Annotated in this window: 18 protein-coding genes; all 18 read left to right on the forward strand. The window is 41.8% G+C overall.

All coding sequences use genetic code 11. From position 1 onward, the window contains the following. Nucleotides 1-242 precede the first annotated feature (242 nt). A complete protein-coding gene (locus KO525_RS18775; protein WP_215965372.1) occupies nucleotides 243-1,130 on the forward strand; it encodes an SH3 domain-containing protein in 888 nt (295 codons plus the stop codon). Nucleotides 1,131-1,160: 30 nt separating this feature from the next. Continuing rightward, nucleotides 1,161-2,249 carry a hypothetical protein gene (locus tag KO525_RS18780; RefSeq protein WP_215965373.1) on the forward strand — a complete coding sequence of 363 codons (1,089 nt, stop codon included), beginning with the start codon at nucleotides 1,161-1,163 and terminating at the stop codon, nucleotides 2,247-2,249. A 661-nt stretch (nucleotides 2,250-2,910) separates the two neighbouring features. After that, the gene (gene mraZ, locus KO525_RS18785; protein WP_215965374.1) at nucleotides 2,911-3,369 is read left to right on the forward strand and encodes a division/cell wall cluster transcriptional repressor MraZ; all 459 of its coding nucleotides are present in this window, start codon (nucleotides 2,911-2,913) and stop codon (nucleotides 3,367-3,369) included. Nucleotides 3,370-3,392: 23 nt separating this feature from the next. Beyond that, nucleotides 3,393-4,337 carry a 16S rRNA (cytosine(1402)-N(4))-methyltransferase RsmH gene (rsmH, locus tag KO525_RS18790; RefSeq protein WP_215965375.1) on the forward strand — a complete coding sequence of 315 codons (945 nt, stop codon included), beginning with the start codon at nucleotides 3,393-3,395 and terminating at the stop codon, nucleotides 4,335-4,337. Further along, entirely contained in the window at nucleotides 4,327-4,650 is a 324-nt protein-coding gene (gene ftsL, locus KO525_RS18795; RefSeq protein ID WP_215965376.1) for a cell division protein FtsL, read from the forward strand. The genes rsmH and ftsL overlap by 11 nt, the downstream gene beginning before the upstream one ends. Then, entirely contained in the window at nucleotides 4,647-6,467 is a 1,821-nt protein-coding gene (locus tag KO525_RS18800) for a penicillin-binding transpeptidase domain-containing protein (RefSeq protein ID WP_303523142.1), read from the forward strand. The genes ftsL and KO525_RS18800 overlap by 4 nt, the downstream gene beginning before the upstream one ends. Then, a complete protein-coding gene (locus tag KO525_RS18805; RefSeq protein ID WP_215965377.1) occupies nucleotides 6,457-8,007 on the forward strand; it encodes a UDP-N-acetylmuramoyl-L-alanyl-D-glutamate--2,6-diaminopimelate ligase in 1,551 nt (516 codons plus the stop codon). Before KO525_RS18800 ends, KO525_RS18805 begins: the two co-directional genes overlap by 11 nt. Continuing rightward, entirely contained in the window at nucleotides 8,004-9,503 is a 1,500-nt protein-coding gene (gene murF / locus KO525_RS18810; RefSeq protein ID WP_215965378.1) for a UDP-N-acetylmuramoyl-tripeptide--D-alanyl-D-alanine ligase, read from the forward strand. Before KO525_RS18805 ends, murF begins: the two co-directional genes overlap by 4 nt. Then, nucleotides 9,497-10,579 (forward strand): phospho-N-acetylmuramoyl-pentapeptide-transferase, encoded by a 1,083-nt coding sequence (gene mraY, locus KO525_RS18815; protein ID WP_215965379.1) that lies wholly within the window; start codon nucleotides 9,497-9,499, stop codon nucleotides 10,577-10,579. Before murF ends, mraY begins: the two co-directional genes overlap by 7 nt. 9 nt (nucleotides 10,580-10,588) lie before the next feature. Further along, nucleotides 10,589-11,950: a UDP-N-acetylmuramoyl-L-alanine--D-glutamate ligase gene (gene murD, locus KO525_RS18820; protein ID WP_215965380.1), complete on the forward strand. Its 1,362-nt coding sequence runs from the start codon at nucleotides 10,589-10,591 to the stop codon at nucleotides 11,948-11,950. A 1-nt stretch (nucleotide 11,951) separates the two neighbouring features. Then, entirely contained in the window at nucleotides 11,952-13,157 is a 1,206-nt protein-coding gene (ftsW, locus tag KO525_RS18825; RefSeq protein ID WP_215965381.1) for a cell division protein FtsW, read from the forward strand. Continuing rightward, a complete protein-coding gene (murG, locus tag KO525_RS18830; RefSeq protein ID WP_215965382.1) occupies nucleotides 13,147-14,244 on the forward strand; it encodes an undecaprenyldiphospho-muramoylpentapeptide beta-N-acetylglucosaminyltransferase in 1,098 nt (365 codons plus the stop codon). The genes ftsW and murG overlap by 11 nt, the downstream gene beginning before the upstream one ends. A gap of 29 nt (nucleotides 14,245-14,273) precedes the next feature. Next, on the forward strand, nucleotides 14,274-15,680 hold the full coding sequence (murC, locus tag KO525_RS18835) for a UDP-N-acetylmuramate--L-alanine ligase (RefSeq protein WP_215965511.1): 1,407 nt from the start codon (nucleotides 14,274-14,276) through the stop codon (nucleotides 15,678-15,680). 1 nt (nucleotide 15,681) lies between these two features. Next, a complete protein-coding gene (locus KO525_RS18840) occupies nucleotides 15,682-16,611 on the forward strand; it encodes a D-alanine--D-alanine ligase (protein ID WP_215965383.1) in 930 nt (309 codons plus the stop codon). Next, a complete protein-coding gene (locus KO525_RS18845; RefSeq protein WP_215965384.1) occupies nucleotides 16,608-17,354 on the forward strand; it encodes a cell division protein FtsQ/DivIB in 747 nt (248 codons plus the stop codon). The genes KO525_RS18840 and KO525_RS18845 overlap by 4 nt, the downstream gene beginning before the upstream one ends. Before the next feature lie 16 nt (nucleotides 17,355-17,370). Further along, nucleotides 17,371-18,600, forward strand: a complete 1,230-nt coding sequence (gene ftsA, locus KO525_RS18850; protein ID WP_215965385.1) for a cell division protein FtsA — start codon at nucleotides 17,371-17,373, stop codon at nucleotides 18,598-18,600. Nucleotides 18,601-18,626: 26 nt separating this feature from the next. Next, nucleotides 18,627-19,790 (forward strand): cell division protein FtsZ, encoded by a 1,164-nt coding sequence (ftsZ, locus tag KO525_RS18855; RefSeq protein WP_215965386.1) that lies wholly within the window; start codon nucleotides 18,627-18,629, stop codon nucleotides 19,788-19,790. An 89-nt stretch (nucleotides 19,791-19,879) separates the two neighbouring features. Further along, a complete protein-coding gene (gene lpxC / locus KO525_RS18860) occupies nucleotides 19,880-20,791 on the forward strand; it encodes a UDP-3-O-acyl-N-acetylglucosamine deacetylase (RefSeq protein WP_215965387.1) in 912 nt (303 codons plus the stop codon). Nucleotides 20,792-20,964: the final 173 nt, after the last annotated feature.

A 20,964-nucleotide genomic window follows, 5' to 3' on the forward strand; every position in this document is an offset into this window, starting at 1 on the left:
GATGAATCGATAGTTATAAGTAGATCTAGGCAAAGCAAAATATACCTTCCTGAGGTAAATCTTAGTCGGGTTTAACGGATATTCAGCAAAATAAGGGGAGTAGCTATTTGCAATGATGCGGTAATGTTGAAATTGTTCACTAAAACATGTGGTTACGGTGCGTTTTAAACTGGAATGTGTTAAAACTGACAGCGAAAATTATTGCGTCTGCTTTACTGCCAAGAATTTAATAAGGATTGTTGATGTCGCGTTTTAACTGCTCTGCTTTTGTGGGCGTTTGTTCATTACTACTTTTCTCTTTTGCGCCGAATACTGTGGCTTCTTGGGAAGATCTAAAATCTGATGCTCTCATTGAAATCAAAGAGGCGAGTGGTTTCTTACCTGCCATAGTCCAATCTAATGTAAATATTCGGTCTAAGCCTTCTACCGATGGCAAGAAACTAGGCTTGTTGCAAGGTGGAAAATCAATTCGTGCGGAATTTCTAACTGACTCTGATTGGGCAAGAATTAATTTTCGCGGAGATGGCAGTTATGCAAGCCAAGATGCTTATGTTCATAAGTCTGCATTGATAAAGCAGGTCTACAAAGCTGACATTAATTATGAAATGAATAGCAACAACAGTACGGTTTTCGCAATGTCGGGTTGGCATTATTCGTATTTACCAGGCAGCTATTTTTTGAGTTATCAGAGCAACAAATATGGCATTGCGACCTTTGGCCCAATTGATGGCAGTGGATATGCGGCGATAGGCAGTTACTTATACAAAGTCGATTACGACAAACGCGATGTATATTTGGCGACAGGCCATGATTCAGGAAACCGGACTTATTACACGCCATACTTAGCTTTCCCTACGGAAAAAGAGTTGGTTGTTTATCAATTACCGACGTTCACATCCAATGACTCAAATAGCCTTTCAATTGACGGGGATACGCTGATATACGAAGGCAAGTCATATAGTAGCTGCTGTGATTATGAGAAGTTTGAGCTTAGGTTTAATCTGGCAGATTTAAGCTATGAAGGCTCTGAATATTATTACGATCGAGATAGCGAGAATGAAAACCCGCCTCTTGAAAGGGGAAAATTGCAGCTATATCTAAAAAAAATCCCAATGGAAAAAAGCCGTTAGAACTGGTTTTAGAAATTCAAGGAAGTATCAGTGCGTATCTTACAAATTATATTATTGCTATTAATGCCAATGAAGGCCCTTGCTACTCAACAAGCGCCTGATATCTTACTACACAATGGAAAAGAGCTAAGACTTGAGGCTAGTTGGGCCTATCCATCTCCCCTAGAAACTTACTATAAGCAGTCAGGAAAGGTTTCACCATTTAAAGGCACAAGTACAGGTCTTTATCGTGGACATATTGCAACTTGGCTCATCGAAAATGATTACTTCTATCTAAATCAAATTGAGGCCAAAGGAGAGGTAATTGCCCCAACTGAAATAGGCACGGGGTTAGGTCAAAAGCATTCTTCAAATGGTTCGCTTTCCGCGGATTGGTTTAGTGGAGTATTGCAAGCTACGGAATTGAAGTATACCGATAGCGAACGAATCTTTGTGGCTCAGTATTATTTTAATGTTAAACATGGGAAGGTTTTGGAATCTGTTCGTCTAACAAGAGATGACCTAGAACATAAATATAGTGGAGAGGCTAAAGGAGCATCATTACAAAGCTTAGCAATAACAGAGCTTTATCAACGTTATACCGACTATTATTTTCGCTTGAGCACTAAAGATGAAGTCAATTGGAATGGCAAAACGTTAAAATTAAACTCTACTTCAGGCATGAGTCCACTTCTTGAATTGTACGAAAATGACCACTTAAACTGGCCTTTCAATTGGAATAATGAAGCTAAAAATGGTGCACCTAACTGTCGCTGGTACATAGACAAAGACAATCGCCTTTATATTGAAAAGGTACAAATCCTAACAGGCTCAAACATCTATAAAGCCGAAGCGACTGAATTACCTTTAAGCGAGTCAGTCCCTGACAATAAAAGTAACCAGGCAGTATTTGCTAATTGGGTTGATGGTATTTATTTATTGGAAGAGGGCAGCATGGTCGAAGAGTACGGCTACAAATCCTTCAAAGCTGAGATAGGACATTTTGTGACAATAAACAGTGGTGTAGTTGGAGAGCACTATGAGGTAGATGCTACCGCTGATTTGGAACAGATTGAATCAAGCGCAGATCAGAACTTCATTAAGCTTTTTGAAGAATGGAAAGAGAAAGTGGGAAGATAGAATGAACCAAAAATGTTTTGTTTTTCATAGACCTAAATTTGTTCTGTTAGTTCTAGTTTTATCATTATTCTCTAACATTTCAAATGCGAAAAGCCACAAGGAACTTGTTAACGGGCTAGGCCCTGCTGAAAGTTGGTTAGTTGGAGCCAATGAGTTGCTTGATTTGATGTTTGTCGGCCCTCAGGAAGCTTGTTTACTAATGTCCCAAATGAGTAGTTCGACAAAGCTAAGGAAAATGTTAGATTTCTTTAAGAATCAAAGAGGGTTCGAATCACTTGGTTTGTAGTGGCATATCGCTTAAGAGGCGATAACTAATTTTCTCCACCACCCAAAATTAAGAATACAATCCATCCAGTTCAATATAACCGGACAAAGTTCAAAGCTGAACTAAAAACAACACAATGGAACTGGATCCGACACAAAGTCAACCTATTTTCAGGTAAATAAAAATTAATTTCCCACAAATTACCACCAAATCTCTTTTCTAATCAAAGACCTTATTTTTTAAAGGATCTTATAAGTTAAATTGGATGATCCTACCTCTTGACATTGTTGACAGTGAGAGCCTAAACTCTAATTTGTGGGAAAAAGTGGAATTTTTTGGATCTTGTTCCCATATTTACGTTTTTAGTGGAAATAATAACCATAAAATGGAGTAAACATGTTTCGCGGTGCGAATCCTCTTTCAATAGATAGCAAAGGCCGGTTGTCGATCCCGACACGTCACCGGGATATTTTGCTGTCTGAATCTGAAGGACGATTAGTTTGCACTGTGGATTTACATCAGCCGTGTTTATTGTTGTATCCACTTATCGAATGGGAAGACGTTGAATATAAATTGCGCGGGTTGTCGTCGATGAACCCGCAAGAACGTCGAGTACAACGTGTATTACTTGGTAACGCACATGAAATCGATATGGATAAAAGCGGTCGTGTGTTGTTGCCTAATCAATTACGTCAGCATGCTGGATTGGAAAAAGAGATCCGGCTTGTGGGGCAATTAAACAAATTTGAAATTTGGTCTGAGTCTCGATGGATTGAACAGATGGCTGAAGATATCGAAACAGAGCTGACGGGTGACTTTGAGTTAACCGAAAGACTGAAAGACTTTTCGTTTTAACAAAATAACTAAACGGTAGAATCATGACGCAAGCGCACGTTTCAGTGTTACTCAAGGAGTCAATTGATGCCTTGGCTATTAAGCCAGATGGCATTTACATCGACTGCACCTTTGGTCGCGGCGGGCATTCTGGCGAGATACTAAAATTATTAAATTCTGACGGTCGATTAATCGCAATTGACCGCGATCCTAGCGCAATAGAAGCCGCTAAAAAATTCGAAGATAACCCTTCATTTATTATTGAACATAGCCCATTTTCTGAAATTCTCGACGTTGCTAAAAAGCACGGTGTTGTCGGTAAAGTAGACGGTATTTTAATGGACTTAGGTGTGTCTTCACCACAATTAGATGAAGCAGACCGTGGTTTTAGTTTTATGAAACCAGGCCCTTTGGATATGCGTATGGACTATACGCGCGGCATTTCTGCTGCCGATTGGTTGGCTAAAGCTGAAGAAGCGGACATCGTTTTTGCGTTAAAAACCTACGGTGAAGAAAAATTTGCCAAACGCATTGCCAGAAAAATTCTAGAACAGCGTGATGAAACGCCGTTTACCACAACGGACGAACTCGCAAAATTAGTGGCGAGCTGTGTGCCTAAAAGTAAGGCGGAGAAAAAACATCCAGCCACTCGCACATTCCAAGGTATTCGAATTTACATCAATAGTGAATTGGTTGAAATTGAAAAAGCCCTTGAAAGTTCATTAGAAGTTCTTGCTCCAAATGGACGATTGTCGGTGATCAGTTTTCATTCGTTGGAAGATAGAATTGTAAAACAGTTTATTCGTAAAGAAAGCCAAGGTAAGCAAGTCCCAAGAGGGTTGCCAATTACCGAAGCGGAATTGAACCTAGGGATCAAATTAAAATCCGTTGGTAAGGCGATAAAGCCTACTGACGAGGAAATAACGATTAATAGTCGTGCGCGCAGCTCTGTTTTGAGAATTGCAGAAAGGCTCAACAATGATAACTAAAATAAACATTGAAGCCGATCTTGCGAAGTATATTTTTCAAGACTTAAGTAAGTACAAACTTACAATGGGGCTTCTGTTACTCAATGTTATCCTGGCGTTAGCTGTGGTGCATTGGGCTCAGTTAAATAGGCAAATGGTTATCCAACAAGATGTGTTATTACAACAACGTGATGACATAGACTTGCGATGGCGCCATTTGTTGTTGGAACAACGAGCATTAGCCGAACACAGCCGAGTCGAACAAATCGCAAGAGAGCGTTTGGCTATGGGCAGACCAACTACTGAAGCTGAAGTGGTGGTAACCTTGCCGTGAATGACTGGTTAAACTCGAAGCTGACAAAAAAGTCAAAAGCAAGGCGTTCAACACGCTCGAGTTCATCATTGCCTAAAGGCAAACAAGCAAAACAAATCGCGAAACCATCGTTTAACCGATGGCGATTTCAGTTTGTGGTTGTCAGTTTGGTGGTGATTTTTAGTACGGTTGTGTTTCGCGCGGCATTTCTGCAAATCATTCAACCCGAAAGACTGATCAAAGAGGGCGACAACCGCACGGTACGGATTAAACGTTCTACGGTTCAACGTGGCATGATCACTGACCGTAATGGTGTTGAACTGGCGGTAAGTGTGCCGGTACAAACCATTTGGGCTGACCCAAAACGTGTTCTTGAATATCCTGAATTTGAAACCGACGTTCGTTGGAAAGCGCTGGCAAAAGTATTACAGGTTGAAGAACAAGAACTAATTTCAAAGATTACGACAAATCACACCAAACGGTTTATCTATCTAAAGCGTAAAACAAATCCCGCCGTTGCCGATTATGTTGAACAACTCCAGATCCCAGGTGTACGTCTAAGAGAAGAATCCAAACGTTATTATCCTGCGGGCGAAATTACAGCCCATGTTGTCGGTTTTACTAATATTGACGGTAAAGGTATTGAAGGCATTGAGTTACGACATAACGACAGAATGGTTGGCACACCGGGCAAACGTACGGTCATTAAAGATGCCAAAGGCCGTGAAATTGAAGTCCTCGAAGAAGAAAAGGGCTCGTTGCCACAAAACATTCGTTTAACTATTGATCAGCGTATTCAATCTGTTGTCTATCAAGAATTAAAAAAAGCGGTACAAACTTACGAAGCGGCCTCAGGCAGTGCAATTGTTGTAGATATCGAAACAGCGGAAGTTCTTGCTATGGTGAACAGCCCATCGTTCAATCCTAATAATCGCGTTAATGTGCCCATTCATCGATACCGAAATCGAGCCATTACCGATACGTTTGAACCGGGGTCGACAATGAAACCTTTGGCGGTAATGAACGCCTTGGATTACGGCTCATACGGGACGTTAGATTTAGTCGATACTTCACCTGGTTTTGTGCGTATTGGTGGCCGTCGGATCCCTGATCCTAAAAACCGTGGCATGTTAAGTTTGGCCGATGTTTTGAAATATTCATCAAATGTGGGTTCAACCAAACTTGCGTTGTCGACGCCAAAAGATTCATTTTTAAGTTTGTTTTACAGAATGGGATTAGTGGACTCAAGCGGAGTTGATTTAGTAGGTGAAAGCGCTGGTTTGTTTAATGAACAACGACGTTGGTCTGATTCAGAAATCGCAAGTTTGTCGTTTGGCTACGGAATATCGGTAACTGCGGCGCAACTCGCTAGGATGTATACCACGATTGGCGCTGGTGGTATAAGTAGACCATTGTCGATTGTTAAAACTGACTTTGAAAAACCAGCAGATAAAGTCGTGTCAGAAGACGTTGCCCGTGACGTACTGAGTATGATGGAAAGCGTGATAAGCACAGAAGGTTCGGGTAAAAATGCGATTGTTAAAGGTTATCGACTAGCCGGTAAAACTGGCACAAGTCAAAAGGCGACCGCGGGTGGTTATGGCCACGATTATGTCAATACATTTGCCGGAATTGGACCTGTTTCAAATCCTCGTATTGTCACCGTTGTCGTTATTAATGATCCAAAAGGGGATTATTATTACGGTGGCGAAACCGCAGCACCAACGTTTGGTAAAATCATGCAGCAAACCCTCAGGTTACTTAATGTGCCACCGGATGCTGCCGACCAACAAATCCAGTTAGCCGAAATAAAACGAGGCTCGAGCAATGTTAACTAATTGGGCACAGATTAAAGAACAGTTGCTCAGAAGCAACTTCAAATTACCGGCAACAGCACAAATGGTGCAAGATAGCCGGAAGTTAAAGCCGGGTGACGTATTTGTTGCCTTAGTTGGCTATTTAACAGACGGCTCTCGGTTCGTTGATAAAGCCATTCACAGTGGTGCGAGCTTGATTTTGGTATCGTCCAATTGTGACGAAGTTCATTATCAAAACAGAGGTGCTCAAGGGGCACCTTTGTTGGTTATTGAAGATTTGGAAACTAATCTGCCATCAATCGCCAGAGAGTTTTATGAGTTTGAACAAAACAGAATGCCGATCGTTGGCATTACCGGCACAAACGGCAAAACGTCAATTAGTCATTTCCTCGCGCAATTAAGTGAACTGGCCAACTCCCAGCACCTAGCGGTAATAGGGACAATGGGCACAGGCCGTATTGATCAATTGGTTCCTGCAGAAAATACCACACCGGGTGTGACGGAAGTTTATCAACTTATTCAACAGTTTAGTCGAGACTCTAAGACAAATTATAGTGGCGTCGCGATGGAAGTTTCTTCTCACGCGCTACACCAAAGTCGTGTAAAAGGCATTTCCTTTGATGTCGGGATCTTTACCAATCTAACATTAGATCATTTGGACTATCACGGTTCAATGGAACAATACTTTGCTGCTAAAGCTAAGTTATTCACTGAATATGCCACTAAACGTGCTGTGATTAATATTGATGATGAGTTTGGTCAGCGATTGTTGGATATGTTACCTGAGTATGCGTTAGCAGTGGCTGTAGGTCGCTCAAAACAAGTTAAAGCATATTCAGATTATGTTCATATTGTTGATTCTGAATGTCATGCTCAGGGCATCATTTTGTCGCTCGATTGGCAAATTGGTGGGCATCGAGATTTTATCGAACTGCAATTACCAATCTTTGGTGAATTTAATGGTTTTAATATCGCAGCAGTATTTGCCACTTCGATTCTATTGGGTTGGTCAGTCCAAGCGACCCATTTTAGTTTTCTCAAGTCGGTTCCAGGGCGATTGGAAATGTATGTGCAACCAAAGCTTCCTATTGCGGTCGTAGATTACGCCCATACACCAGACGCTTTAGAGCAGTCTATTCAGTCGTTAAGGCAACATTGTTCTGGCGAAATATACACGATATTTGGTTGTGGTGGAGACAGAGATCGAAGCAAACGACGGGTCATGGCCGAAATTGCGGAACGTTTATCTGACCATGTCATAATTACCAATGACAATCCAAGAACTGAATCGCAGGAACGTATTGTCGCTGACATACTTACCGGTTTAACCGGCCAACATAAAGTGATCTACGATCGAAAAGAAGCCATCGTCGATACGTTATTGCGGGCCAAAGCAGAAGACACAATTTTAATCGCAGGCAAAGGCCACGAGACTTATCAAATCATTGGAACTGTGTCCCATGATTACGATGAAAGAGCATTTACCAATCAAATATTGCAAGCACTTGCGGATGGTAAAGATATTCGTTTGGAATTAGAAAAAATAAAGGCGGGTTTATGATAGCCGCAACGTTGAAATGGGTTTCTGACGTATTAAATCGCCCATTTGAAAACTACGGATCAGCAGGACGAACTGTTGATATGGAACAACAGGTGGTTGGTATCACCACGGATAGCCGCAACATTGTAAGTGGCGAAGTATTTTTGGCGCTGAAAGGCCCTAATTTTGATGCCCATAAGTTTATTGCTGAAGTTAAAACTAAAGGGGCGATTGCCGCGGTTGTTGAACAAGCAGATACTACAGTGGATTTACCTCAAATTGTGGTCCCAAATACGCTACGTGCATTAGGTCTTTTGGGGGCCGCTGTCGCCAAAACCGTTAACGCAAAAACTATTGCGATTACAGGTAGTGTGGGTAAAACCTCTGTGAAGGAAATGTGCGCAGAGATTCTAAAGCAAAAAGGTGAAGTTCTCGCGACCGCCGGTAATTTTAACAATGAAATTGGCGTGCCATTGACTTTGCTTAGACTTGAGCCAAAGCACCAATTTGCAGTTGTTGAATTAGGCGCGAATCATTTAGGTGAAATCGCATATACCACAAGATTGGCCTCGCCAGATGTCGCAATACTCAATAATGTTGCTGAAGCTCACCTAGAAGGCTTTGGAGATTTGAACGGGGTTGCAACCGCTAAAAGTGAAATATTTGAGGGGCTTAAATCAGGCGGAACTGCTGTTTTTGATCGTCATTCAGATTATCGTTCACAATGGTTAAGCAAGTTAGAACAGCAGTTTGCTGAAACTCCAGGGCAAGTGGTTGAATTTAATGCGAATGACGAAACGGCCGAGGAAAATCAATTTTCTGCGTCGGATATTACATTAGATGAACGTGGCTGTGCCAAATTTGTCATGCATTTCGAACAACACAAGTTAGCGATAACCCTCAATGTACCGGGTAAACATAATGTGGCGAATGCACTAGCCGCTGCCGCCGCTTGTTATCAAATTGGGGCGACATTGCAGCAGATCGCCGCTGGATTAAATGCAGCAAAGTCGGTTAAGGGGCGTGTCAATTTACACCCGGTAAATGACCAAGTTTTGATCATAGACGATACGTATAATGCCAATGTGCAATCGGTTAAAGCAGCAATAGATCTGTTGCAAAGTTATCAAGGTTTACGAATTTTAGTCCTTGGTGATATGGCAGAACTTGGTGCAGATGCAAGGCGACTGCATCAAGAAGTTGGGGTTTATGGCGTTCAACAAGGCATAGATAAACTGTTTAGTTTTGGTGTGTTAAGCCAAAACACATCGACTGAGTTTGAACGTAATGGAGCACATTATTCTTCCCAGGCACAGTTGATTAAAGATATTCACTTGGTTATAGCCAGCGCGGGTAACGAAGTCAATAAACAGCCAGTAGTCGTATTAGTTAAAGGCTCACGCAGTGCCAAAATGGAATTGGTGGTTGAGGAGTTAATCAAGCAAATCGAATTCAGCGTTAATGATGACAACGATAAAAATAATAACAAAAACAGTAAAGGTACAGCATCATGTTAGTTTGGCTGGCAGAGTATTTAACTCAATTTCATAGTGGCTTTAATGTCTTTTCGTATCTTACGTTACGGGCAATTCTTAGTGTTTTGACAGCAATGTGTTTGTCACTTTATTTTGGTCCTAAATTGATCCGAAAATTACAACAAATGCAGATTGGTCAAACCGTTCGCAATGACGGCCCTGAGAGTCATTTTTCCAAAGCCGGAACACCGACTATGGGCGGGATTTTAATTCTGGCGTCCATTATTGTCTCTACTTTATTGTGGGCAGATCTCACCAACAAGTACGTTTGGGTTGTTATGGCAGTCGTTGCAGGTTACGGCACCATAGGGTTTATTGACGATTACCGAAAAGTGATCCGCAAAGACAGTGCTGGTCTTATCGCCAAATGGAAATATTTTTGGCAGTCGGTGATTGCGATTGGAGTTGCAATTTATCTCTATAGTACAGCGCAACAACCTGAAGAAACTCAATTGTTAGTGCCATTTTTCAAAGACGTTATGCCGCAATTAGGTTTGATGTATTTAGCCGTTGTTTACTTTACGGTTGTTGGTACAAGTAATGCGGTTAACCTCACTGACGGTTTAGATGGGTTGGCAATTGTGCCTACTATTATGGTTGCGGGGGCATTAGCCTTGTTTGCGTATGTAACGAGTAATGTGAACTTTTCAGCCTATTTACATATTCCATACCTGCCATTAGCTGACGAATTAACTGTGGTATGTACCGCTATCGTCGGCGCAGGACTAGGCTTTCTTTGGTTTAATACGTATCCAGCTCAAGTCTTTATGGGCGATGTTGGGTCGTTGGCATTGGGTGGCGCGCTGGGGATTATTGCTATTTTGGTTCGACAAGAACTTGTTCTAATCATTATGGGTGGTGTCTTTGTAGTTGAAACGTTGTCGGTGATTTTACAAGTGGGTTCTTACAAATTACGTGGTGAACGGGTGTTTAAAATGGCTCCTATTCATCATCATTACGAACTAAGTGGTTGGCCTGAACCTAGGGTTATTGTTCGTTTTTGGATCATTTCTCTCGTGTTAGTTTTGGTCGGTATTGCGACCTTAAAGATCCGTTAAGGCCAAACCATGAATTCAATGTTCGATACGCTTAAAGATATGAAAAACGGTAAAGTTGCCGTTGTTGGACTTGGTTTGTCTGGCATTTCTACTGTGGACTACTTGCTTCGTAATGGGATCTCACCAGACCTATTCGATTCGCGAATTACACCACCAAATAAAGATGCAATTGAAGAAAAGTACAAATCATTAAAACAGTCTTTTGGCGTATTCAGTGACAACGAATTTTTAGATTACACTTATGTCATTGTTAGCCCAGGGATCACGCTAAAAACACCAGCATTAGCTAATGCTTTAAGACACAACGAGAACGTATTTTGTGATGTTGAGTTGTTTGCGCGAATTAATACTAAACCTGTTTTAGCGATTACCGGTTCTAACGGTAAATCCACTGCGGTTGGTTGGTTGGAACATGCGTTAAACGGGTTGGGAATTAAAGCCGCTGCCTGCGGAAATTATGGTGTTCCGGTACTCGATGTCATTGATAAAGACGTCGATGTTTTTGTTATTGAACTGTCAAGTTTTCAGTTAGAGTCGGTGCAAAGCTTAGAATGCGCGGCAGCCGTTGTGCTTAATGTGTCAGAGGATCATATGGACAGATATGATTCCTTTGAAGACTACAGTAAAGCCAAAAACAAGATCTATCGACATGCCGATCTTTGTATTTACAATCAAGATGACTTTCAAACAAAACCCCTTATCAGCCATGATAATGTCGTTTCATTTGGTTCTTTTGATGAATGCTGTGAACAAACTTGTTGGCAGTATGATGTTATAAATAAATTGTTACTTAAAAATGGTCGCGAGATCGCATGTTTAGACGATTTTAATATTAGTGGGAATCACAATGGCCTGAATGGTTTAGTGGTACTGGCGATGGCACAGGCAATTGGGGTCGATGTTGAACTAGATTCTACCTTAGCGGTATTTAAATCTTTTGCAGGATTACCTCATAGATGCCAGTTGGCCCTAGACGCTAATGGTGTTCGTTATATTGATGATTCCAAAGCGACAAATGTAGCGTCTACCTTAGCTGCATTAAATGGTTTAGCGAATGACAAAAATATTATCTTAATCGCAGGCGGCGATGCGAAAGGTGCAGACTTAGCTGAACTTGCTGATGCAATAGACCGTGATGTGAAATTTGTGGTGGCGTTAGGCAAGGACAAACAGCAATTTGAATCATTTGTACCAGCCGAAAAATTGAGTATTGTAGATGATCTTAAACAGGCGGTGGAACAAGCAGGTAAAGTCTCTGTTAGTGGTGATTGCGTTTTATTGTCACCCGCGTGTGCCAGTATTGATATGTTTAAAAATTATCAGCAACGCGGTTTGATGTTTCAATCTCTAGTAAAGGAATTGAGACAGTAAAATGAGTCGTATCGGATTTGGCTTAGTTAGCTTAACTGCACGAAATAAAGAACCTGAAGCAATGGTTGAACCTATGTACGACCGCCATTTGCTATTTTTGGTTTTGAGTTTGATGTGTTTTGGTTGGGTAATGGTGACCTCAGCGTCAATGCCTGTTTCGGAAAAGCTTTATGTAAACGAATTTTATATTTCCATTAAACATGCAGTATTTATTGTTATCGCGTCTGTTGCGATGTTGGCCGTGATGTTTTTCCCAATGAGTTGGTGGAAAAAATACAATATGGCATTGCTGTTTGTTGCTCTAGTGTTGTTGATAGCCGTATTAGCTGTAGGTTCAACCGTTAATGGTAGTCGGCGTTGGTTGCCATTGGGCATATTTAACCTACAAGCCGCGGAAGTCGCGAAGTTGTTTTTCTTTAGTTTTTTAGCGGGTTATTTGGTAAGACAACATGAACAACTTAGAGAAAATGTATTTGGTTTTGCTAAACCCTTAGTCATCTTTTTTGTTCTCGCAGTATTGTTATTAATGCAGCCTGATTTAGGCACAGTAATCGTGATGTTTGTCACGACAGTTGCTTTATTATTTTTAGCAGGCGCAAAACTTTGGCAATTTTTTGCCTTGATAGGTGTCGGCGCATTTGCCGTTATAAGCTTAATTATTCTAGAGCCCTATCGGATGCGCAGGGTCACGTCGTTTCTCGCACCTTGGGACGACCCATTCGGTAGCGGCTATCAGCTAACACAGTCTTTGATGGCATATGGTCGAGGCAATTGGTTTGGTTTGGGCTTAGGTAACAGTATTCAAAAATTAGATTACCTACCAGAGGCGCATACAGACTTTATTGCGGCCGTTATCGCTGAAGAACTTGGTTTTATTGGTCTGAGCATTGTCGTCTTAGTTATGGGCTTATTGGTTTTAAGAATTCTAAAAATTGGTCAAATCGCGATGGAAAAAGAACATCACTTTGAAGGATTTTTTGCCTATGCAATAGGTATTTGGATTGCGTTTCAAGTGTTTGTAAATATCGGCGCAAGCGCAGGTATGTTGCCTACAAAGGGACTGACTTTACCATTTATCTCCTACGGTGGTAGTAGCCTTATTGTGTTTGCCGTCGCCACGGCAGTTGTCGTGCGAATTGATTACGAATTACGGATACACGAACGGAACTCCGGTTCGACAGAAAAAGGTGCGGCTAATGAAGTCTAAAACCGCTTTGATAATGGCTGGTGGTACCGGAGGCCATATTTTCCCAGGGCTGGCGTTAGCTGAAAAGTTAATTCAACATGGTTGGAATGTGGAATGGATGGGAACGGCAGACAGACTGGAAGCCGACCTAGTTCCAAAACATAATATTCCTATCCATTTTATCGAAATTAAGGGCCTGCGTGGCAATGGTTTGCTGCGAAAATTAGGTTTTCCTTTTTCGATTTTAAAAGCGTTTTTACAAGCTAAAAAGATCATTAGTAACATGAAGCCAGATGTTGTAATTGGTTTTGGGGGTTATGCTTCAGGCCCCGGTGGATTGGCGGTGAAAGCCTTAAATATTCCGCTAATTGTGCATGAACAAAATGCGGTTTTGGGCATGACCAATAAATGGCTAAGTAAATTTTCTGCCCATACCTGTCTGGCGTTTGAACTTTCAGGCGGGACTAAATTACCTAATGCAGAAGTGATTGGTAATCCTGTTCGACACGAAATCGTTGAGTTAGGTAAATTACCAAAGCGGACCCTAACGCCGGAAAGTCATTTTAGGATCTTAGTGATAGGCGGTAGCTTAGGCGCAAAAGTATTTAACGAGGAATTGCCCGCACTATTTGGCAACTTTGCGCAAGCACATAGTGTCGAAATTCGACATCAGTGCGGTAAAGACAACAAAACTGCAGTGCTAGCCGGCTATACGCAGTTGGCAATGGACGATGGTCAATTACTTGTCGAGGTAGATGAATTTATTCACGATATGACTAGTGCACTTAGTTGGTGTGATTTGGTAGTATGCAGAGCAGGCGCATTGACTGTGTCGGAACTCGCGGCGTCGGGAAATGCCGGAATTTTTGTGCCATTGCCACATGCGGTAGACGATCATCAGACCGCTAATGCAATGTGGTTAGTAGAGCAGAGCGCAGGGTTACTAGTGCCTCAGGCAAATTTAGGCAAGTTAACTTCTGTGTTGACTGAACTTGCCCTTAACCCAAATAAAATTAATGAAATGCAAAGTCGTGCAAACAAGGTTGCACGTAATGACGCAACGCAAGAGTTGTATTCTTTGTGTCAAAAATTGGAAATAAGCAATTGAGTATTCAAGATAATATCGTAAATCCAGCGATGAGAAAGTTACAGGCAATTCATTTTATCGGCATCGGTGGTGCGGGTATGGGTGGCATTGCGGAAGTATTATTAAATGATGGTTACCAAGTCACTGGTTCAGATATAAATCAAAATGTCGTATGCGAGCGATTGACTCGATTAGGTGCAAAAATCTACATCGGGCACCGTGCTGAAAATGTATTAGACGCTAGTGTTGTCGTTGTTTCTAGTGCGATAGATGAAAACAATGTCGAAATCATGTCTGCAAGAGAGCACCGTATTCCTATCGTTCGCCGAGCAGAAATGTTAGCTGAACTTATGCGATTTCGCTTTGGTATCGCAGTCGCGGGCACACATGGTAAAACGACCACAACAAGTTTAGTCGCCAGTATTTTTGCCGAAGCGGAATTAGATCCAACGTTTATCATCGGTGGTTTGTTAAATAGTGCAGGGACCAATGCACGACTAGGAAAAAGTCGTTATTTAATTGCGGAAGCGGACGAGAGTGACGCGTCATTTTTGCATTTACAGCCAATGATATCGGTTGTAACTAACATCGAAGCCGATCATATGGAAACCTATGACGGTGACTTTGAGGTAATGAAAAAAACCTACGTTGAATTTTTACATAATTTACCGTTTTATGGTTTAGCAACAATGTGTGGTGATGACCCTGTTATTCGTGAGCTTATTCCGACCTTAGGTCGCCGAGTTGTGACCTATGGTTTTGAAGATTCGAATGATTATGTGATCACTAACTTTGTTCAAAAGGGCACGCAGAGCCATTTTACTGTAAGCCACAATCAAACATCGTTTGAGTTAACCCTGAACTTACCTGGGGTTCATAACGCGTTAAATGCGACAGCAGCGATTGCAGTTGCACATGAAGAAGGCATAGATAATCAACATATTATTCAAGCCTTGGAAAAATTTGAAGGCATTGGCCGTCGTTTTCAACAATATGGTGAATTTGAAACCGGTAATGGCAAAGTGAGATTGATGGATGACTATGGCCATCATCCAACTGAAGTTTTGGCGACCATTAAAGCGGTTCGTGCCGCATGGCCTGAACAGCGGATCGTAATGTGTTATCAACCACATAGATACAGTCGTACGCGTGATTTATATGACGATTTCACAAGAGTATTGTCGCAGGTAGACTGTTTATTATTGTTAGAAGTTTACCCGGCGGGTGAAAAGCCGATTAACGGTGCCGACGGACGCAGTTTGGCGCATTCAATTCGCCAACGAAACCTAGTCGATCCGATTTATGTGGCGCTGCCTGAAGATATTCCAGCTGAATTAGCAAACATCATCCAAGACGGTGATATTGTTATTACACAAGGTGCTGGCAACATTAACTCGATTATTAAAACGTTGACCGATTATAAGATGGATATCTCCTTAATGGCGGAGGCAAATTAAGATGAGCAGTACGTTATCTCAACAATTTGGTAAAGTCGCCGTCATGTTTGGCGGCAAATCAGCAGAGCGTGAAGTGTCGTTGAACTCTGGTCAAGCGGTACTAAATGCGTTGGTTTCTCAAGGGATAGATGCCCATAAGTTTGATCCAAAAGATCAGCCTATAACCGATTTAATTGCCGGTGAATTCGACCGAGTATTTATCGTTTTACATGGTCGCGGAGGCGAAGACGGCAGTTTGCAAGGCGCACTCGATTTGTTTGGCATACCGTATACCGGTAGTGGCCAGCAAGGCTCCGCATTGGCGATGGATAAAGTTAGAAGTAAATATTTATTTGTTGGTGCCAATTTATCTACTGCCCCGTTTGCTGTCGCCACTGAAGGCAAACCTTTTGATGCTGAGGCCATTATGAAGTCACTCGGTGACAAAGTAATGGTAAAACCCGCTAATGAAGGGTCGAGTATCGGCATGTCTCAGGCTAACTCGGCGGAAGAATTAGAAAAAGCTTTGGAAAATGCGTACCAATACGATCATGAAGTGCTCATAGAACAATGGATCACGGGCCAAGAAGTCACTGTTTCGATATTAAATGGCGAGGCCTTACCCATTATTGAAATGAGAACTCCACACCAGTTTTATGATTACGACGCTAAATATAAAAGTGATTCAACGGTATACTTATGTCCAGCACCACTAGCTCAAGAATTAACCGATAAAATAAAGCATCTTGCCGTTGAAGCATTTGCGTTACTTGGCTGTAAGGGGTGGGGGCGAGTTGATTTGTTAATTGACGCTAATGAACAGCCTAAATTGTTAGAGGTAAATACCGTCCCAGGGATGACAACTACGTCTCTAGTGCCAAAAGCGGCAAAAGCCGAAGGCATTAGTTTTGAACAATTAGTAGTCAATATTTTGCGTGGAACACTTGCATGAGTAGTGAAGCCGTACAAAAGATCAAACAATCCAGTTTTATAGTTGGAATTGTTTTCTTTTTAACGGTTATTTTATTACTGATATGGGGGTATAATGGACTGCTGAATTGGGCTCAGGATAAAAACGATGCGCCGATTAATGAAGTCGTTATTCACGGCGACTTTATTTATATTGATAGAGACGAGTTAACGTCTGGAATTCAGCAAAAATTAGATGGTAGCTTTTTCACGCTTGATGTTGATTGGTTACGTGGCCAAATAGAAGAAAACCCTTGGGTTTATGCCGCATCAATTCGTAAAGAATGGCCGCAAAAAATACATGTCTTTGTTGTAGAACAAGATGTATTTGGTGTTTGGAATAACGACTTATTACTCAATAAGTTTGGCGATGTGTTTTATGCCGACGGAGTTGCAGTGGATGAGTCTCTACCGCGCCTATTTGGACCGGAAGGAAATGAAAAGGACGTACTTAAAGGGTACGTTAAAATGCAGCATTTACTTGACCTGCATAAGTTTAAAATTAAAGAAGCTGTGTTGTCGGAGCGATATGCTTGGCAACTCTGGCTAGAAGTCGGCATACATTTAAATTTAGGCCGCTCAGATAAGATGAAAAGAGTACAACGATTTGTTGATTTGTACCCTATTTTATCTGAGTATGGCGACAAGGACATCGCGCGCGTTGATTTACGTTACGACATAGGTCTAGCGGTAGCGTGGCGAGATAAACATAATAATGAAAGTTAAGTGCGTAATATAAAATATGAACCCAGGTGCAAAAGCCGTTGAAAGAAATCTAATCGTTGGACTTGATGTTGGCACTTCTAAAGTGGTGGCGGTCGTCGGCGAAATTACACCAGACCAACAAATTAGTATTGTTGGTGTTGGTCACCATACCAGTCATGGAATGGATAAAGGCGGCGTAAACGATTTAAATCTAGTCATTGGTTCGGTACAAAGCGCGATTAACGAAGCAGAATTAATGGCGGATTGCCGTATTTCTTCGGTTTACTTAGCGATAAGCGGTAAACATATTTCATGTCAGAATGAGAGTGGCATGGTGCCAATTCACGACGCTGAAGTGACAAACGAAGATGTAGAAAATGTTATTCATGCAGCCAAAGCAGTACCAATGGCCGCAGAGCGTAAAATGTTACATGTTTTACCTCAAGAGTTTTCGGTTGATATGCAAGAGGGAATTAAAAGCCCAGTGGGTATGTCAGGCGTTCGAATGGAAGCAAAAGTTCACATAGTGACGTGTGCCAATGACATGGCAAAAAACATCGTTAAATGTGTAGAACGTTGCGAACTTAAAGAAGACCAATTGATTTTTAGTGCACTGGCCTCCAGTTATTCTGTTTTAACAGAAGACGAAAAGGAGCTTGGTGTATGTGTTGTTGATATGGGCGGCGGTACGCTGGACATTGCTATTTATGCAAATGGGGCCATCCGTCACTCAGCTGTATTACCTATTGCAGGTAATCAGGTAACCAACGACATAGCTAAAATTTTCCGTACGCCTATAAGTCATGCGGAAGATATAAAAGTTAAATATGGTGCGGCTTACAGTAATTTAGCCAGTGCCGAAGACAATATAGAAGTACCGAGTGTCGGAGGCCGCCCTGCGCGAATTATGTCACGACACACGTTAGCTGAGGTAATTGAGCCTCGCTATCAAGAGATATATGAATTGATTTTAGATGAAATTCGAAAATCAGGTTTGGAAGATCAAATTGCAGCTGGCATAGTACTAACAGGTGGCACCGCAAAAATGACGGGCGCCGTAGAATATGCAGAGCTGGTATTTCAAATGCCTGTTCGAGTTGGCACCCCAGTCGGTGTAAAAGGACTAACAGAATACGTGCAAGACCCCAGTTACGCCACAGCAGTTGGTTTGTTGTTATACGGTATGGAAAAACAGCAAGGCAATGATGAAGAAAAACAACAGAATTGGTGGCAGAGAATTGCAAGTTGGTTCAAAGGTGAATTTTAAAAGGTTTTTAGACGGAGAGTATGACAATGTTTGAGTTGATGGACGATCATAACGAAGAAGCTGTCATCAAGGTATTTGGTGTAGGTGGTGGTGGCGGTAACGCTGTTGATCACATGGTGAGCGCTTCGATTGAAGGTGTAGAGTTTATTGCTGCGAATACGGATGCTCAAGCATTACGTAAGTCAGAAGCGGGTACGACTTTACAATTAGGTTCAGAAGTAACTAAAGGGTTAGGTGCTGGGGCGAATCCAGAAATTGGACGTCAGGCAGCTATCGAAGACAGAGAAACAATTTCTGCCGCAATGCAAGGTGCAGACATGATCTTTATCGCAGCCGGAATGGGCGGCGGTACAGGTACAGGTGCAGCTCCAGTTGTTGCTGAAATTGCAAAAGAGCTAGGCATTTTAACGGTTGCTGTTGTAACTAAACCGTTTAACTTTGAAGGCAAAAAGCGTTTGAGCTATGCCGAACAAGGTATTGCACAATTGGCGAATTCTGTTGATTCTTTGATTACAGTTCCAAACGATAAATTATTAAAAGTACTTGGTCCTAAAACCAGCTTACTTGACGCTTTTAAAGAAGCAAATAATGTATTACTTGGTGCGGTTCAAGGTATTGCTGAGTTAATCACCCGTTCTGGTTTGATTAACGTTGACTTCGCCGACGTAAAAACGGTGATGTCTGAAATGGGCAATGCAATGATGGGAACTGGCGCATCGTCTGGTTCTGACCGTGCACAAGAAGCGGCGGAAGCTGCGATTTCTTCTCCACTATTAGAAGACATCGACTTGGCAGGCGCTAAAGGTATTTTGGTTAATGTTACTGCAGGTATGGACTTAACAATTGAAGAGTTCGATACCATCGGTAACACAGTTAAAGCATTTGCCTCTGAAAATGCGACGGTAGTAATTGGTACTGTTATTGATATGGATATGCAGGACGAATTGCGAGTTACTGTAGTTGCTACAGGCATCGGCGGTGACAAACGTGCGGATATTTCTCTTGTTCCAGCAACGCCATCAGCAGCGACTGCGACGGGGACTATGGGTTCAATGGGCGGTTCTTCTGCGGCAAGACAACCACGTTCTCATGTTCAGCCAGAACAACAACCGTTGATTGAAGCTGAAGAGAAAAAGGAAGAAGAAAACTACTTCGATATTCCTGCATTTTTGAGAAAACAGGCTGACTAAAAAATAATCACTTGTTAGCTGGTCTGATATGTAGTAAAATGTCTGCCGCTTTTTATGATTGATATACAAATAGAGAGAAAACAGCTTAAATGATTAAACAACGCACTATCAAATCACAGATTACAACTACTGGGATTGGATTGCACAAAGGCGAGAAGGTCACCCTTACTCTTCGTCCAGCAGCCGAAAATACAGGTATTGTATTTCGACGTGTGGACTTGTCGCCTATTGCTGAATTTCCGTCAAGCCCAGAGCTTGTTGGCGATACACAGATGTGTACGTGTTTGATTAATGCCGACGGTCAACGTTTGTCTACGACAGAACATTTGATGGCGGCGCTTGCTAGCTTAGCAATCGATAACTTGATTGTAGAGGTGGACGCAGCTGAGATCCCAATTATGGATGGCAGCTCGCTACCATTTATCTATTTGTTACAGCAAGCTGAAATAATCGAGCAAGACGCATTACGTCGCTATATAAAGATCACGAAACCGGTTCGCGTAGAGATTGACGACAAATGGGCTGAATTACGTCCATATGACGGGTTTAAAATTGATTTTGAAATTGAGTTTAACCACCCAATTATTTCTCAGTCTAAACAACGTGTCTCTTTAGATATCACTGCTGAATCGTTTTTAAAACAAATAAGTCGTGCACGTACATTTGGTTTTATGCGTGACATCGAATATTTACGTAACAATAATTTAGCCCTTGGCGGCAACATGGACAATGCAATTGTATTGGACGAGTTTAGGGTATTAAACCCAGATGGATTACGTTACGAAGATGAATTTGTTAAGCACAAAATTCTAGACGCTGTTGGCGACCTATATATGGGAAGCAAACCATTGTTGGCAGAATTTGTGGCATTTAAGTCAGGACATGACTTGAACAACAAGGTCTTAGTAGAATTGATGAAAAATCAAGATTGTTGGGAATACGTAACCTTTGGTGATAAAAAGCCAGAAGCAATTGGCGACATTGTACCGCAATTTGCCTAAGTTATTCTCATATTAAAATTGAGCCAGCGTAAGCTGGCTTTTTTGTATCCGCACTTTAGGTTCTGCTCACTTCACGATAAAAACACAAGCTCTTGTTTTATTGCTGTATCTAATTCTATACACCCCGTAAAACATCCCCTGTAAGCCAATCAAACCGCCACTTCATTGATGTA

The sequence above is a fragment of the Psychrosphaera sp. B3R10 genome (assembly GCF_018861025.1).
GTDB lineage: Bacteria > Pseudomonadota > Gammaproteobacteria > Enterobacterales > Alteromonadaceae > Psychrosphaera > Psychrosphaera algicola.

Coding starts and splice junctions, on each gene's coding strand:
- murG (WP_215965382.1), top strand. CDS start 13,147: ATGAAGTCTAAAACCGCTTTGATAATGGCTGGTGGTACCGGAGGCCAT.
- ftsW (WP_215965381.1), top strand. CDS start 11,952: ATGAGTCGTATCGGATTTGGCTTAGTTAGCTTAACTGCACGAAATAAA.
- murC (WP_215965511.1), top strand. CDS start 14,274: ATGAGAAAGTTACAGGCAATTCATTTTATCGGCATCGGTGGTGCGGGT.
- rsmH (WP_215965375.1), top strand. CDS start 3,393: ATGACGCAAGCGCACGTTTCAGTGTTACTCAAGGAGTCAATTGATGCC.
- mraY (WP_215965379.1), top strand. CDS start 9,497: ATGTTAGTTTGGCTGGCAGAGTATTTAACTCAATTTCATAGTGGCTTT.
- murF (WP_215965378.1), top strand. CDS start 8,004: ATGATAGCCGCAACGTTGAAATGGGTTTCTGACGTATTAAATCGCCCA.
- mraZ (WP_215965374.1), top strand. CDS start 2,911: ATGTTTCGCGGTGCGAATCCTCTTTCAATAGATAGCAAAGGCCGGTTG.
- murD (WP_215965380.1), top strand. CDS start 10,589: ATGAATTCAATGTTCGATACGCTTAAAGATATGAAAAACGGTAAAGTT.
- lpxC (WP_215965387.1), top strand. CDS start 19,880: ATGATTAAACAACGCACTATCAAATCACAGATTACAACTACTGGGATT.
- ftsA (WP_215965385.1), top strand. CDS start 17,371: ATGAACCCAGGTGCAAAAGCCGTTGAAAGAAATCTAATCGTTGGACTT.
- ftsZ (WP_215965386.1), top strand. CDS start 18,627: ATGTTTGAGTTGATGGACGATCATAACGAAGAAGCTGTCATCAAGGTA.
- ftsL (WP_215965376.1), top strand. CDS start 4,327: ATGATAACTAAAATAAACATTGAAGCCGATCTTGCGAAGTATATTTTT.
- KO525_RS18845 (WP_215965384.1), top strand. CDS start 16,608: ATGAGTAGTGAAGCCGTACAAAAGATCAAACAATCCAGTTTTATAGTT.
- KO525_RS18775 (WP_215965372.1), top strand. CDS start 243: ATGTCGCGTTTTAACTGCTCTGCTTTTGTGGGCGTTTGTTCATTACTA.
- KO525_RS18840 (WP_215965383.1), top strand. CDS start 15,682: ATGAGCAGTACGTTATCTCAACAATTTGGTAAAGTCGCCGTCATGTTT.
- KO525_RS18805 (WP_215965377.1), top strand. CDS start 6,457: ATGTTAACTAATTGGGCACAGATTAAAGAACAGTTGCTCAGAAGCAAC.